Genomic DNA, 15416 nt, shown 5'->3' with positions numbered 1-15416 from the left:
GGCCGTAACCGGCCCAATTGTCAAGGTCGAGGCGCCGAATTGCCGGCCCCAACGCCAGCAAGCCGCATAAAAAAACCGCCCGCAGGCGGTTTCAGTTTGTACGGAATCGTCAGCAATCTATGCGCTACGTCGCTGCAAACCCAGTAGTCCGGCCAAGCCGGCGCCGAACAGCCACACTGCCGCCGGTAACGGCACCGGTGCCGCGATGTCGGCGTTGTCCAGTGTGAAATGGAAACCGGCGCCGAGATAGTCCTCGCCGCCGCTGGCAACGAACTCCAAAGTATCGATGCCGGCAAAGTTCAGGTTGAATAACTGTGCGGCGTCGGTGTTGACCAGCAATTGCTGTTGGTAAAGCAGGTCGCCGTTCAGGTAACCGCTGGCAGTGATCTGCAGGCCCCAGCGCGAAGCGGCAGCGAAATATGCAGAGCGGAAATCGAACAAGCTGTTCGAGCGAATACTGGCCGGGCCGCCGTCGGCGTTGAAGGCCGAATAGTCCGTCGATACCACGCCGTGGTAAAAGCCGGAATCGAAATCCGCGACCTGGGCCAATTGCGGGTTCTGTACCCAGAAATTGGACCAATTCAACCCGGCGTAGCCGTCGGCGATCGCTGCTTCCGCATCGGCGGTCACGTCGTCGAAACTCAAAATGGCGGCATCGGCGTTGCCGACCTTCAGAATGGATAAAGCGAAACAAAATAATGCGAGATGAAGTTTTTTCATGGCCGTATCGGATAAAAGCGATTAAAGAATGGAAACCGGTAGATACCCGCCGCCGCGATGGCGCTGCGCCGACGGGAAGTCGCTAGTGCGACGGTTAGCGGGTCGGCGAGAATTTATTCACCACCAGTTTGCCGCCGGACATGACCAGATCCGGGTATTCCAGCAATTTGAAGCGCTCCAGCGCATTGCCCTTGACCGCAATCAAGTCGGCCGGGGCGTTGGTCGACAGCGTGCCGAGTCCGGGAATGCCGGTGGCCAAGCGGGCGGCGGCGGCGGAGGTGGCCGAGCGCAATACGTTCAGTACGTCGATGAAATCGATCGAATCGCCGCTGCCGGTATGCAACATCAGATGCAATTCCTCGCCGTTGATGCCCCACGGCACGTTGTCGTGGGCGATTTCGGAGCCGTAAACCAGCGGGAAGGCCAAGCCTTCGCCGGCATGTTCCTGGTACACGTGGCCCACCGTATGGGCGTTTTGGTAGAGGCCGGCGCCGCACGAGGCCAAGGTGTCGATCGTGGTCATGAATTCCATGCCGTCGTGTACCGCGGAATGCAGCAATTCGGCGTTGAGCGCAGAACACGGCATATGAGCCAACATGTCGACGCCGGCCGCGTAGGCAAGCTCGAAACCGCTGTTTTCGCCGACGTGAGCCAGTACCCGCTTGCCGTGGTTATGCGCTTCGCTGACGATCCAGGCCACTTGCTGCTGCGACAATACCGGCCAGGGTGCGGCCGGCACCTCGCCGTGGCCGTGCGACATCATCCACGGCGCACCGGCTTCGCCGCCCGGCTCCAATGCGATCTTGATCGCCGAGGCGCCGCCGGCCACCAGATTTTGCACGATGGCTCTGACTTGGCTTTCCGTGGCATTGGCGGCGATGGCCAAACCAACCTTGTCGTAACCGCCGCCGGTATCGTCCGGGGTGAACACATTCAGCGGATAACCGCCCTGCGCTTGCAGAATCGGCCCGGTGCTCAGCAGGCGCAGGCTACCGTTGCCGCCTTGGGGAGGCAGCAACGGGCCGCCGGTATCCTGCACGGTGGTAATGCCGTGCTCGAGGATTTTGTCCTTGCTGACGTTCTGAAACGTGACGTGGGCGTGCGACTCGATGAAGCCCGGCAGAATCGTCGCGTCGCCCAGGTTGTAACGGGTCGCACATTGGCCGCTCAGGCTGGCGTAATCGCCGACGGCCTTTACTTTGTCGCCGACCACCAGCACGCTTTTGTTGAATTGCACTTCGTTGCCGTCGAACAGGCGGGCAGCGCTGATCAATTTGCAGGATACCGGAGCGGTGGCGGCGAAGCTCGGGCAGGAGGCGGCCAATACGGCCAAAGCCAGGGTATTCAAGGTAAACGATCTTTGGGGGCGTGGCATAAGGTGTCCTTGTCGCGTGAGTTGTAGTTATAAAAACCGGCTCGGCCGGCCGCATCGCCAAACGCAGTACATGATCAACTAAGTCATTGTGTTATCAGGCAATATTTGCTGGCTGGGCCGGTGAGTATGGTATCGGTTTAACCGCGCCCGGTTTTATGCGTAACGGAGTCTTTGTTATGGCAAACGGATTAAATCGGCGGATTGACTGTGAGCTTGATTGACAGGACGGCGGCTTGGACTAACCGGCCCGGATTGGCTTGGGCGGCGGGCATTGGGCCGGACGGAACCCCAGGAGGAAAAATATCGGTGGTGTTTGTCGATTTTCGCGTTTGCCGTTCGACTAGCTGGCGAACCCTTTCATTTACGACACAGGAGCAAACGATGAACTCACCCGTCAAACCGATCCCCGAAGGCTACCAAAGCGTCACGCCTTATCTGACCGTCGACGATGCCGCCGCCGCATTGGCGTTTTACCAGCAGGCGTTCGGCGCCGTCGAAATCATGCGCCTGCTCATGCCCGGCGACAAAATCGGCCATGCCGAATTCACCATCGGCGTATCGCATTTCATGATTTCCGACGAATACCCGAATGCCGGCTCGGCCTCGCCGCACAAGTTGGGCGGTACCCCGGTCAAACTGCACATGTATCTCAACGACGTCGATGCCGGATTTGCCCAAGCCGTGGCGGCCGGCGCCACGCCGGTAATGGAACCGGCCGACCAATTCTGGGGCGACCGGATGGGCGTCGTCACCGACCCGTTCGGCCACCAATGGATGTTGGCGACCCACGTCGCCGATGTCGACGGCAGCGAATTTCAAGCGAAGATGGATGCGCTGGTCGCCGCCGGCGGCGATTGTGCGTGAGGCAACCATGGCAACGATTACCCCGTGTCTCTGGTTTGACGACCAGGCCGAACCGGCCATGAATTTCTACCTGTCGGTATTCAAGGACGGCAAAGTCCTGAACCTCAGCCGTTACCCGGCCGGCGCGCCATTGCCGGAAGGCACGCTGATGACCGCCGGCTTTGTCCTGAACGGCCAGGAATTCGTCGCGTTGAACGGCGGCCCGGCATTCGGTTTCAATCAAGCGGTATCGTTTGTCGTCAATTGCGAAACCCAGGACGAAGTCGACTACTACTGGGACAAACTGTCCGAGGGCGGCCAACCCAACCAATGCGGCTGGTTGGCCGACCGCTTCGGCGTACCTTGGCAAATCGTACCGACCGCGCTCGGCCGCTTGCTCGGCGATCCCGATCCGGCCAAGGCCGGGCGGGTGATGCAAGCGATGCTGCAAATGCGCAAGATCGATATCGCCGCGTTGGAACAGGCCGCCGCGGCCTGACTTTATTTTTAGGAGACAGCAAATGACCTTATTCGACCCGCAACTCGACCTGGTATTCGAACGTAGCGTCGACCTGCCCAGAGCACAAATCTGGCAGGCCTGGACCGTGCCGGAGCACCTGATGCCTTGGTTTTGCCCGCTGCCGTGGCAGACCGTAGCCTGCGAAATCGACTTGAAACCCGGCGGCGCCTTTTTGACCACGATGCGCTCGCCGGAAGGCGCCGAGTTTCCGCATGCCGGCTGCTACCTGGAAATAGTCGAACACCAGCGTCTGGTCTGGACCAATACGCTGCTGCCCGGCTTCCGGCCCAAACCGTTCGGCTCCGACAATGCCGCAGCCTGCGGCGATTTTGCGATGACCGGCATCATCGAGTTGAGCGACCACCCGCAAGGCACGTTGTATCGAGCCACCGTACTGCACGCCGACCCCGCCGGCCGCGAGCAACACGCGGCGCTGGGCTTCGAGGAAGGCTGGGGCAAGGCGCTGGAGCAAATGCTGGCTTATCTGAAGAATCGCTAAGCGAAGGAGGTAACTTGAAATACCTGCTATTGATCTATTTTGAAGAACAAAACCTGGCCGAAGCCGAACGCCAAGCCTGTTACGACGAATCGCGCCAACTGGCGCAGGATTTGGCGGCCAAAGGCCAATTCGTCGCCGCCAGCCCGTTGCAACCGACCGCGCTGGCGACCAGCGTCCGGGTGCGGGACGGCAAGCTTTTGGTTACGGACGGTCCGTTTGCCGAAACCCGCGAGCAACTCGGCGGCTATTACCTGATTGACGTGCCTGACCTGGATCAAGCCCTGGCCGCCGCGGAACGCATCCCGATGGCGCGCAAGGGCACTGTAGAGGTCCGGCCGTTGATCGAACTGGGCGGTTTGCCGGGGTCGTGATTTAGCCGAAGCGTAACCTCGGAGCAGCCGGCTCAATTCAATTCGACCACGGCCAGTCGTACCCGCTTCAGAGCCGGATCGGTCCAGGCCACGTAGGCTTGGTTGCCGATTACTTGCGTCGCCAGATACTTGCTGGGCCATTTCGGAAAGCCGCCGCGGTAGAGCGTGGTGCGCCGGCTGATTTTACCGTCCTCGCCGAGCCTGGCGACGCGTAACTCGTCGTCCGGCCCCTGCCGGCCGCGCCAACTGACCAGTGCCGAACCGTCTTCCAGCAACAAGGCGTTGGCGTAACCGCTGGCGTCGGCATCCAATTCGATAGGCGCCTGGAACGTTTCGCCACCGTCGTGCGAGAACGCCGCCTTGACCCGGCCCTTGCCGTCGGCGGCGCTGAACCAGGCCACCACAGCATTGGCCGGCGCCAGATCGACCGACGGCCCGTTGCTCGGGCAACCGCCGATCACCCAGCCGTCGGCGTGGACGCCGCCGATTTGGGGCGTTGCGTCAACCGGTTGCCAGCGCACTGCGCTGATATCGCGGATTTCGCCGGCGGCATGGTCGCGGTACACCGTCAGCAAGCGTTCGCCCAGCGCCGCGGTGTAGCTGCGGCAGCAGGAACAAACGTCGTTGTCCAGAATCCGCTCGGGGCTGGCCTGCCACTCTTTGTCGACCACCGTCGACATCAACTGGTAACGGTTGACTTTTTTATCGGCGTCCGGAGCGTGGCTGGCGAAGCGCATATCGGTCCAGACCAACGCCAGACGCGCGCCCGGCAGAGCCGCCAGCGACATTTGCGCGTCGTAGATCCGCGCCGCCTCGCCGTAAGGTTTCAGCGGCGCGCTCCAGCTCAGGCCGCCGTCGATCGAGCGCGCAACGTAAATATCGCTCGCGTAGCGGTCCGCGGATTCCTTCGGGTACGGCATCCAGGCCGCGGCCAGACTGCCGTCGCTCAAACCCAGCACCACCGGCGGATCGGCCAGTTTGCCGTCCTCGCGGGTTACCGTTAACGGCAGGCTCCAACCCGATTTCTCCAGCACCGCGAATTTTGCAGTGTTGGTCGGACCTTCGGTCTCCACCCAACTCAGGATCAGTTCGCCCGTCGCGGTTTTTTCCAGATGGTGTTGTTGGCTATTCTCGGTCGCCGGTACTGCCAGTTCCCGCCACGGCATCGGCCGGTCGGCGCAGGCGGCTGAACTAGCGCTCGCCAGCAAAACCAGGACTGCAAATTGGGTTGTTTCCGCCCGCTTCAATATGTTCATACCTTGTGCCTCGTATCGCTGCCGGATTAATATTCCACCCGAATCGAGCCGACCGCGGTCAGCGGTGCGCCCGGATAAACGCCCAGCGCTGGCGCGACGTTGGAATCGGGATCAGTGGATTCGTAATATTTCTTATCCAGTAAATTGCGAATGTTGAATTGGGCGGTAATCCTGGAACCGCCGATTTTGTGTTTATACGCCAAAAACGCATCCATCCGCACGTAGCCCGGCATCTGGAAACTGTTGGCATTGTCGCCCTCGCGCTGTCCGGCGGCAACCCCGCCGAGGCCGGCGCTGAAGCCGTCTTTGGCGGCATAGCCGTTGGCGTCGTAGCGTAACCACAAACTACCGGAATGTTCCGGTACGTTGTTCAAACGGTTACCGCGGGTAGTGCCACCGTAATCCTTGAGAATTCTGGCATCGGTAAAGGCATAACTGCCAATCAGACTGAAATCGTTGCTCAAGTAACCGGTTACGTCTAACTCGATGCCCTGGCTGCGCTGCAGATTCGCGATTTTGTCAAACGGGTCCGGCGTGCTCAAATCGTTGACCAGAATATTGTCTTTTTCCAAATGGAAATAGGCCAAGGTCGCCAACAAGCGTTGGTCGAACAAGCGAGTCTTGATACCGGCCTCGAATTGTTCGCCGATCTGCGGGTCGAAGGTTCTGCCGTCGGCGCCGGGCGCGTTATTGGCGCCGAACGAGGTGGTCCAGTTGCCGTACAGGTTCAATTCGTCGAACAATTCGTAGGCAATGCCGACTTTGGGACTGAAACCCTGATCCTCCCGTTTAAAGGCGTTGACCCGGCTTTCGGCAGTCGCGAAATCGAAACCGTTGCCGCGCCCGGTCTCGGTCCAGTCGTAACGGCCGCCGCCCATGATGTGCAGCTTATCCCACAATGTGATTTGGTCCTGAAAATACACGCCGTACCAGCCGTTGTAAATCAAGGCCCGGTTACCGATGCCGCCATTCGTAGCAGTGCCGAAGGTGTCGCCGACCGTGGCAAAGGCATTGTCGAACGTCGCTTGGGGTATACCGTAACTCGGGTAAGGATCGTAGATATTGATTGCCAGTGCCGGATCCGCGCTCTTCCAACGACCGTCGCCGCCGTACTTGTTGAACGTGCGATAAAAATCGAATCCGAGTAACAGGTCGTGCTTCAACTCGCCGGTTTGAAATTTGCCGGTGATATCCAGGTTGGCCGCGTAATGCTCCTGTTCGGTCATTTGCCGAAAAATATTGCGCTGCATCAGTCCGGTGGTCTGGTTCAGCGCGGCGGCTGCGTTAAACGCCGGTCCCGGATTGACAAAGGTCGTGCCGCCCTCCGCCAGACTGGCCAGAAAGCGGTTGTGAATGGCCCAATCCTTATTGAAGCGGTGGTTGATTTCGGTACCGATTTTGACGCCGGATTGCTCGCCCACCGGCGTGTTCGGATCGCCCAGATTGCGACTGATCGGTATTGCCGCCGGCCGATTGCCGATTACCGGAATACCGAAGTCGGCCGGAGCGGTTTTATCGGTGCCCTCGATATCCAATGTCAGATCGGTGGCATCGCTGGGCCGCCAGGTAATGCTGGGATTGAATACCATCCGGTCCACCGAGACGAAATCCCGGAACGAGCCGTTGCTCTGGTAGGCGCCGGAGAAGCGGTAGACCAGCGACTTATCCGCTGTCAGCGGCCCGCCGGCATCCCATTGCGTCCGGTAATGGTCGTAATTACCGAACTGCTGTTCCAGCGAGTAGTACGCGGTGTCCAGGCCACGTTTGGTGGTCAGATTGATCATGCCGCCCGGCTCGGTACGGCCGTAAAGTTGGGCGGGGCCTTTGACGACCTCGATGTTTTCCAGATTGGCGGCGTCAAAGTCGCCGAAAAAGGCTTCGCTGGCCATCAGGCCGTTGCGGTAGACGTTGGCGTTGCGGAAGCCGCGGATGATGAAGCCGGTCCCGCCGCCGAGAGAAGGATTGGCGCGCACGCCGCTGACGTTCTCCAGCGCATCCTTGATCCGGGTGGTTTTTTGGTCGTCCATCACCGCTCGCGATACGACCTGGATCGAGGTCGGCGTTTCGAAAATCGGGGTATTGGTTTTGGTCGCGGCGAAGGACTTATCGACAGCATAGTCCTTGCTGTAAGGATCGCTCGCGCCGTAACTGCGGGAACCGGAGACCGTTACGGCCGACAAGGTCGAAACGTCGGCTTGCGAACTCTGCGCTCTTTCCAGCGTGACGCTGCCGTTTGCCGTCGTACGCGGCGTCAGCCCGGAAGCGGACAATAGCCTTTGCAGCGCCTGCTGCGGTGTGTACTGGCCTTTCACGCCCGGCGATTGCAGGCCAGCCGCCAGTTCCGCCGGATAACTCAGCGCCATGCCGCTGGCGTCGGCAAACGCGTTCAACGCCGATGCCAAAGCCTGCGGCGGGATGTCGAACCCCAGGGTCCGCTCGGCGGCAAATGCCGGCGGCATGCTGGCGAGCGCCAACGCCGCCAACGGCAGCGTCCGTGATATAAACGGGGAAGGACGGAATACGCCGCGCAAACTGCGGCTGTTTCGGCTGGCCATTGCTATCTCCTGAATCGATACGAAAGATGCCTCAAACCTTGAAGCTGCAATGAAGACGAGCCAGCGGACGTTTCCCTCAGTACTGTCGACGATTTTTTTCCGGCCGATGGCGCCGACCGCGCCGCGGCTTGACGGCGCAACGGCTGCCGGTGCATGCTGCAATCGATTCACCACCCGCAGCAATCGGCCGGCGCGGCGTTTGCGGCTATCGACAAAACAGGAGGCCCCATGTCGGAAACCACGTTAAACGGCAGTTGCTTGTGCGGCGCCGTAAAGTTTCAAGTCCGCGGCGAACCGCAACGCTTTTACCACTGCCACTGCCAACGCTGCCGCAAAGCCTCCGGTAGCGGCCATGCCAGCAATCTATTCCTCGGCAACGCCAGCTTGAGCTTTATCCAAGGCGAGTCCTTGCTGAAACGTTACAAAGTACCCGAAGCGCAGCGCTTTGCCCGCCAGTTTTGCAGCGAATGCGGCTGCGCCGTGGCCCGTTTCGTGCCGGAATTGGCCGCGGTATTGATTCCGGCCGGCACCTTGGACGACGACGCGCCGATCCAGCCGCAAGCCCGGATTTTCTGGGATTCAAGAGCCGACTGGTCTTGCGCCGGCGACGATTTGCCGCGCTACGCCACGTACCCGACCTGAGCCATCTGTTCGCGATTTCAAGCCGATGGCAATCCGACTCGACGAAGTCCGCTGGGGCATGATCGGCTGCGGCGCGGTCACCGAACGAAAAAGTGCGCCGGCTTTCAACAAGGTCGCCCATTCCCGACTGGTCGCGGTGATGGGCCGTAGCGTCGAGAAAGCGGCGGATTATGCGGCGCGCCACGGCGTGCCGCGCTGGTACGCGGATGCGAAAAAGCTGATAGCCGATCCGGCAGTCAATGCCGTGTATATCGCGACACCGCCGTCCAGCCATGCCGAATATGCGCTGCAAGCCTTGCGCGCCGGTAAGCCGGTTTACGTGGAAAAGCCGATGGCCTGCCGTTATGCCGATTGTCTGGTGATGAACCAAACCGCCCGCGCCGCCGGATTGCCGCTGTTCGTGGCCTATTACCGCCGCGCGTTGCCCTACTTCTTGCAGGTCAAGGCCCTGATCGACGCCGCCGCGATCGGCTCGGTATTGGCGGTCAACATCCGTTTGGTGCAAACCCCGCGCCCGGCCGACCGCAATCCGGAGCAATTGCCCTGGCGGGTTAATCCGGATATCGCCGGCGGCGGCTATTTTTACGATCTGGCCTGCCATACACTGGACGCGCTGGATTTCATTTTGGGTCCGATCGTCGACGTCACCGGCCATTGCGCCAATCGCGGTGGGCTTTACCGGGCAGAAGATACCGTTGCCGCGGCGTTTCGCTTTGCCAACGGCGCAATCGGCTCCGGTTTTTGGTGTTTTGCCGCCGCCGAAACCAGCCGGGCCGACAGCGTCGAAATTCTGGGCAGCGCCGGTGCGCTAAGTTTTTCCAGTTTCGCCTTTACTCCGATCGTGCTGGAAAACGCGGCCGGAACCCGGCAATTTCTGCCGCCCAATCCGGAAAACATCCAGTTGCACCTGATCGAAGCGATTGTCGCCGAATTACGCGGCCAGGGCTGCGCGTCGTCCACCGGCGAAACCGCGGCCAGAACCAACTGGGTGATGGACGCGATTTGCGGGCATTTGGGGTGAAAGTCACTCTTGCCAAACAAACGGTTAAACACTGAACACGTTCATCTCCTTCCAGTGTTGGCTGAAGGCCATGTCGGAGTTGACGATGTGCTTGGTCCAGCGCTCGATGAATTCCGGCAGGTCGGTTGGAGCCAGTTGGTCGCGCTGAATTTTTTTGTCCATTTCCAGTAGCTTCTCCAGCATCAGATTGTGTTCCTTGGCGTGGTTGGGGTAATGCTGGAAACCCGATTTTTTCATCAGCGCTTCTTCCTCGGCGAAATGTTCCTTGACGTGCTGATACAGCTCGAACATCAAGTCCAGCCGTTCGTCCTTGTTGCGGGCCGCCAGCAGTTTGTCGGCAATCTTGAAGAAGTCTTGGTGTTGATTGTCCACTTGAGGGTCGCCCATCGCATAACAATCCTGCCACACGCAATGCGCCATGCTGCCGGGCACCGCCTTGGTCACGCCGGCCGGTTGGCGATGTTTGGCGAGGTAGTCCGCGGTTTTGTCGTCGCTTTTTTTGAAGACGAACGCTTTACGGGCCTGATGGTAGGCATCGCTGCCGTAAAAGTTGGCATACATTTGCGCCAACTCGAATTTCCGGTACGCCGCCAGCGGTTTGATGGCTTCGTCCCGGCAGCGGACCGCGGCTTTTTCGGCCAGCATTTTCTGCAGATTGGCCGGGTCGGCGATCAAGGTGTTTACCGAATGGCGGATTTGTGCGGCAAAGATCGCATGCTGCCGGTCGAGCACCTTGTCGATCATGCCCAGGTGCCAGGCCCGGCGGGCGCTGACCGGCAGGCGCCGTTCGGTCAATTCGGCCGCGGCGGCGTGGCCGACCCGCTTCGGCAATAAATAGGTCCAATATTCGGAGCCGTACAACTCGCCCATGTTTTTGTAGTGCGGGTTGAAGACGACGCCGTCGCGAACGAATACTTTATCCGGCGCCAGTGCCAGAATCGCGCCGCCTGCGCCGGCGTTGCCGGCCACCGCCGCGACAGTGATTTTGTCCATGGTGGTAATGATCTGCCGGATCAGGTCGTCGATCGCATTGATGTTGTCCCAGGATTCGTCGGCCGGATTGGCCGCAGCCTCGATCAGGTTTAAATGAATGCCGTTGGACCAGAAATCTTCGCCGCCGGTCAAGACGATGGCTTTCACATCCAGCGTCGCCACGTGTTGATAAACCCGCAACAACAAGCGGCATTGCTCGGTGGACATGCCGCCGTTGTGAAACTGAAAATGTAAATAGGCGGCCTGGCCGGCGATTTCGTACCAGACTTCCTGCCAGGGATATTGTCGGCCTGGCCGGGTGTAATCCGGTTCGTGGCGTTTGACGGTTTTGCCGAACCAGCCGGACAGGCCGGCTGGCGGTTCCGGCAGCAAATCGGCCAATGCGGTTACCGCCGGCAGTTTGATTGCGCTGGCATCGCCGGTTTTGGGTTTCAGGTGGCCGATCCAGATTGAGCCGTCGAGCGTGGCGCGGCAAATCGCGCCGTCGGCAACCGCGACGATTTCGCCGGGTTTGCCGCCGCAGCGTTCGCCGGCCGTGGCGTTGTATAAGTAAAACGGCCGGCCGTAGAGCTCGTCCAGCACGCCGGGGCTACCGTCGGCGGCATGGATTCTGGCCAGGATTTCGGCGGTCGTGTGCCGTTTCCAGTCGATACGGCGATCGGCTTGTTTTATTGCCGGCCGCAGCCGGCCTTTGACATCGGCCCGGTTGTAATCCAGCGGTTCCGGCCGGAAATGGGCCGAATCCAGATAGGTCATGGCTTCCCACAGGCAATCCACCGCGCACTGCGCTACTTCCCGATTGAATATGCTGCTCTTGTTGGCTTGGCGTAGCGGGAAACATTTGGTCGCCCAGATGGCGCCGGTATCCATTTCCCGGTCGGCGGCCAGTAGCGTTACTCCCCATTCCGGCAGCCGTTCCTGAATCGCCCAGTCCAGCGACGACGGGCCGCGATCGCCTTTGATGCCGGGATGCACGATCAGGCAGAGATATTTGTGGTAGATGTTTTCCGGCAGGCGCCGGGTCAGGTAAGGGCAAAGAATCAGATCCGGTTTGAATAATTCCACGCCTTCGGTCAGTTGCGCGTCGTTGCCGTGATGCAATTCCACCGAGACGTCGTAACCGGCGTCGTCGAGTTCGGTGTAAAAGCGTTGAGTCAATCCCGAAAAGGCAGTTGAGATCAATAAAATGCGCATAACGGTTCTCCTGGGTGTGGTTACAGCCGGGCGAAGCGACGGCCTGCCCGGCCGGTTTTATAGCCGCGGTTACTGAGGGAACTCCGAAGCCGACGATAGCGCTCCGGGCACGAACGGAATCTGGCGGTTAACGTCCTTACTGTTGCCAGGCTTGGCCAATCACGGATGCGGCTCGACTGAATCGCTGTCGATAGTTTTGCGGATTGATGCCCAACTGACGGATAAATGTGCGTCGCATCCGCTCCGGATCTTTAAAACCGGTCTTTTTGGCGACGCTTTCGATGGACTGTTCGGTGGTTTCCAAAAAATGCCGGGCTTGGTTGATACGGGCGGTTTCGACGAACTTGGCCGGTGTCATACCGGTTTCGTTCAGAAACACCCGGGCGAAATTACGCGGACTCATCGCCAAACGTTCCGCCATCGTCTCGACTTTCAGTTCGGTATGCAGATTGGCGATGATCCAGGACTGCAATTCGCGCAAGTCGGTACGCTGGAACGCCTCGTTGGATAAATAACTGCTGAACTGGGATTGGCCGCCCGGCCGTTTTAGGAATACAACCAGGAAGCGGGCGACAAACAGCGCCAAATCCCGGCCCCAATCTTCCTCGAGTAAGGCCAACGCCAGATCGATGCCGGAGGTGATGCCGCCGGAGGTGAAAATATGGCCGTGTTTGATGAAAATCCGGTCCGCTTCGACCTGGATGTTCGGATAGCATTCCGCCAGTTGCTGGCTGTAATGCCAATGGGTGGTGGCAATCCGCCCGTCCAGCAAACCGGCTTCGGCCAACAAAAAGGCGCCGGTACAAACCGAGGCGATGCGGCGAACCTTGGGTGCCATCGCCGCGATCCAGTCCAGCAGTTCCCGGTTGTGTAATTCCTGCGAAATGTCGCCGCCGGGAATCAACAAGGTGTCGAACTCGGTCGAAGTATCGCCGTAAATGTCTTCGGCGACGATTTGCAGGCCGGACAGCGTCGCCACCGGCCCCGGACTCCGACCCAACAGTTTGATCGTGTAAATCGGGTCGCAGTCGATACCGTGTTGGCCCAAGCCGAGATTGGCGAAGTTGAACACTTCGAACGGCCCGGTGATGTCCAGCGATTCCACGCCGGGAAATACGACGATGCCGATGGTACGCGATTGGTATTTGAAGTTTTCCGGATGAGCAAAGCTAAATGTCGTCATGACATTTTCCCCCGTTAGCTGGTCTCGCTAACAAGCGTACTCGTTCTGGAGGATGATTCAATGACAACTTTCCCTCGTTTTCTGCCAATGCTGATTCTGGCGGACCCTGCCAGGGGCGCCGTTCGGAGCTCGACCGATCGCGGCGCACCGGGGTAAATACCGGTACGCGGCGAGACATTCGAATCCGGGTCGGTCGATTCGTAATAGGTTTTATCCAACAAGTTGCGGATATTGAATTGGGCCGTGACCGGGAATTTATGCACATTCCATTTGTAAGCGGCAAAGGCGTCCAGCCGCACATAACCGGGCAACTGGAACGGGCTGCCGTAGTAGGCTAGTTTCCCGCGCGCTTGCCGGCCAGCACGCTGCCGCGGCCTTCGGTCAGCGCCGGCAAGTTCGCCAGACTGCGGCAATTGCCACAGTCGATGTGGCATTTGCCGCAATTTTCAAGCGGCAAGATTGTCTGCCGCGCGTCCAGCCCAGCCGATTCTCGTCTCCGCGACGCCGAATTTACCGGGCGTGCCGGGCAAAAGCGGCGCGAGGCGTTGATGCTGGCGAAAGTTTTGCTTCGGGAAAGCCGGTTTCCCTCCGCAATTTTTTGCCATGTTAAAACTCGACCAAGCCTTTGCCAGCACGCTGCTCGAACTTCACCGCGAGGAATTATTCGGTTTTGTGTTGAATCGGGTGAGATGCCCGGATGCGGCTGCCGACATCCTGCAGGACGCGTTCTTTCGCCTCAGGCAAGTCGAAGCCGATGCGCCGATCCGGAATCCGCGGGCGTTTCTGTACAAAGTGGTCGGCAATCTGGCGATAGACCATATCCGGAAAATTCAGCGGGAACAGGCGCGCCATGCCGACGCCGAGGAATTGGCCGAACATGCCGACGCTCAGCCCGGCCTGGAGCGCCAGCTCTACAGCCAGCAGCAGCTGGCCCACTTGCGTATCGCTATTGCGGAGCTGCCGCCGCGCTGCCGGGAAGTGTTCGTTCTGCATAAATTCAAACACTACCCGTATTCGCAGATCATGCGCGAACTGGATATCTCGGAAAACACCGTGTTGAAGCATATCGTCAAAGCGCTGGAGCATTGCCGGCGGCGGATGCAGGAACTGGAAGCCGGCGGTCCTGCCGACAGGTCGTAGCCGGAAGCCGGCCGATCGTGGACAATACCCCGGCCGAATTGCCGTGCCGATTTCCTTCAGACTCTCGCTTGCCGCCCATGCCAGACCGCCGACAGCAACATGCAGAACAACAGGCCATGGAATGGCAGGCCCGATTGAGTTCCGATCTGGCCGACGCTGCCGTGCACCAGGCGTTTCAGGCCTGGCTGGCTCAGGCTTCGGAAAACCGGCAGGCTTGGCGCGACGTCAACGACTTTTGGCGCGGCCTGGACCAATTGCCGCTTGCCGATACCGATTTAGCGCCGCCCATTGCGGCGGCCAGGCCGGTTACAAGACCGCGCCAGCGCTGGTCTAAAACCGGACTGGCCTTAGCGGCCTCCGCCTTACTGGGGTTGACGCTGGCCTATCCGCAATGGAGCCTGTTGCTGGCCGATTACCGCAGTGCAGTCGGCGAACAACGCCAGGTGCAACTCAGCGACGGTTCTACCGTATTGCTGAACAGCGGCAGCGCTTTTTCGGTCAACTTCTCCGCCGAGCGGCGCCGGATCGAATTGGCGCGCGGCGAAGCCTATTTCGAAGTGGCGGCCGACAAGCGGCGGCCATTTGTCGTCGCCACCGAAGCCGGCGAAGTCCAGGCCCTGGGTACCGCGTTCAGCGTCCGCTGCCGGGACGGCCGGGCCAGCGTCACCGTATTCGAGCATTCGGTAAAAATCACCACGGCCGGGGGCCGGACTCACGAGCGCCTGTCCGCCAACCAGCAGCTCGGCTTCGCCGGCGACCGGCTGGAGCCGGCGGCGGCTGTCAATCCGCAACGCGCCGGCGCTTGGCGGCAACGGCGTATGGTGTTTCAAGACCAAAAGCTGGCAGAGGTTATCGCCGAACTGGAGCGTTACCGGCCCGGCAAGATACTGATCGTCGATCGCCGCATCGCCGATTTGCCGCTGACCGGCGTGTTCGATATCGGCGATACCGATCAGGCGCTGCAAACCATTGCCCAGACTCTTCCCGTCAAAGTCACCACATTTGGTGACGCGCTGGTGTTTCTTTCCGCCGGCTGATTGTTTCGACGCCCGAAATTTTTTTTTCGGGCGGATGGATGCTCTACCGAGTTGATTTCGTCTTCAT

Annotated in this window: 14 protein-coding genes; 8 read left to right on the top strand and 6 right to left on the bottom strand. The window is 59.9% G+C overall.

Going from position 1 to position 15416, the window contains the following annotated elements:
• Positions 1-117 precede the first annotated feature (117 nt).
• Positions 118-720 (bottom strand): hypothetical protein, encoded by a 603-nt coding sequence (locus PL263_RS13985; protein ID WP_278209934.1) that lies wholly within the window; start codon positions 718-720, stop codon positions 118-120.
• A 94-nt stretch (positions 721-814) separates the two neighbouring features.
• Positions 815-2095 (bottom strand): amidohydrolase family protein, encoded by a 1281-nt coding sequence (locus PL263_RS13980; protein ID WP_278209933.1) that lies wholly within the window; start codon positions 2093-2095, stop codon positions 815-817.
• A 381-nt stretch (positions 2096-2476) separates the two neighbouring features.
• On the opposite strand from PL263_RS13980, the gene PL263_RS13975 reads away from it, so the two are divergent.
• Genes PL263_RS13975 through PL263_RS13960 form a run of 4 tightly spaced genes read left to right on the top strand, consistent with a single transcriptional unit; the run spans position 2477 to position 4328 of the window.
• On the top strand, positions 2477-2959 hold the full coding sequence (locus PL263_RS13975; protein WP_278209932.1) for a VOC family protein: 483 nt from the start codon (positions 2477-2479) through the stop codon (positions 2957-2959).
• 7 nt (positions 2960-2966) lie between these two features.
• Entirely contained in the window at positions 2967-3437 is a 471-nt protein-coding gene (locus PL263_RS13970; protein WP_278209931.1) for a VOC family protein, read from the top strand.
• 22 nt (positions 3438-3459) lie between these two features.
• The gene (locus tag PL263_RS13965) at positions 3460-3957 is read left to right on the top strand and encodes an SRPBCC family protein (protein ID WP_278209930.1); all 498 of its coding nucleotides are present in this window, start codon (positions 3460-3462) and stop codon (positions 3955-3957) included.
• 14 nt (positions 3958-3971) lie between these two features.
• Entirely contained in the window at positions 3972-4328 is a 357-nt protein-coding gene (locus PL263_RS13960) for a YciI family protein (RefSeq protein ID WP_278209929.1), read from the top strand.
• 32 nt (positions 4329-4360) lie between these two features.
• Here the strand turns inward: PL263_RS13960 and PL263_RS13955 are convergent, their stop codons facing one another.
• Together PL263_RS13955 and PL263_RS13950 are read right to left on the bottom strand one after the other, a co-directional pair.
• Positions 4361-5584, bottom strand: a complete 1224-nt coding sequence (locus PL263_RS13955; RefSeq protein WP_278209928.1) for an exo-alpha-sialidase — start codon at positions 5582-5584, stop codon at positions 4361-4363.
• Positions 5585-5610: 26 nt separating this feature from the next.
• On the bottom strand, positions 5611-8139 hold the full coding sequence (locus tag PL263_RS13950; protein WP_278209921.1) for a TonB-dependent receptor: 2529 nt from the start codon (positions 8137-8139) through the stop codon (positions 5611-5613).
• Between the two features lie 153 nt (positions 8140-8292).
• On the opposite strand from PL263_RS13950, the gene PL263_RS13945 reads away from it, so the two are divergent.
• Positions 8293-8781 (top strand): GFA family protein, encoded by a 489-nt coding sequence (locus PL263_RS13945; protein WP_278209920.1) that lies wholly within the window; start codon positions 8293-8295, stop codon positions 8779-8781.
• 25 nt (positions 8782-8806) lie between these two features.
• Positions 8807-9802, top strand: a complete 996-nt coding sequence (locus PL263_RS13940; RefSeq protein ID WP_278209919.1) for a Gfo/Idh/MocA family oxidoreductase — start codon at positions 8807-8809, stop codon at positions 9800-9802.
• A 24-nt stretch (positions 9803-9826) separates the two neighbouring features.
• On the opposite strand, the gene PL263_RS13935 is transcribed toward PL263_RS13940, so the two are convergent.
• Both PL263_RS13935 and PL263_RS13930 read right to left on the bottom strand, forming a co-directional pair.
• Positions 9827-11989 carry a hemerythrin domain-containing protein gene (locus tag PL263_RS13935; RefSeq protein WP_278209918.1) on the bottom strand — a complete coding sequence of 721 codons (2163 nt, stop codon included), beginning with the start codon at positions 11987-11989 and terminating at the stop codon, positions 9827-9829.
• Positions 11990-12125: 136 nt separating this feature from the next.
• The gene (locus tag PL263_RS13930; protein ID WP_278209917.1) at positions 12126-13172 is read right to left on the bottom strand and encodes a GlxA family transcriptional regulator; all 1047 of its coding nucleotides are present in this window, start codon (positions 13170-13172) and stop codon (positions 12126-12128) included.
• Positions 13173-13775: 603 nt separating this feature from the next.
• Here PL263_RS13930 and PL263_RS13925 point away from each other — a divergent pair.
• Both PL263_RS13925 and PL263_RS13920 read left to right on the top strand, forming a co-directional pair.
• Positions 13776-14312 (top strand): RNA polymerase sigma factor, encoded by a 537-nt coding sequence (locus tag PL263_RS13925; RefSeq protein ID WP_278209916.1) that lies wholly within the window; start codon positions 13776-13778, stop codon positions 14310-14312.
• Positions 14313-14389: 77 nt separating this feature from the next.
• Positions 14390-15349 (top strand): FecR family protein, encoded by a 960-nt coding sequence (locus PL263_RS13920; protein WP_278209915.1) that lies wholly within the window; start codon positions 14390-14392, stop codon positions 15347-15349.
• Positions 15350-15416: the final 67 nt, after the last annotated feature.

It is taken from the genome of Methylomonas sp. EFPC3, assembly GCF_029643245.1.
Lineage (GTDB): Bacteria > Pseudomonadota > Gammaproteobacteria > Methylococcales > Methylomonadaceae > Methylomonas > Methylomonas koyamae_B.
Note: the sequence above shows the minus strand (reverse complement) of the source record. Positions and strands in the feature narration are given on the sequence as shown.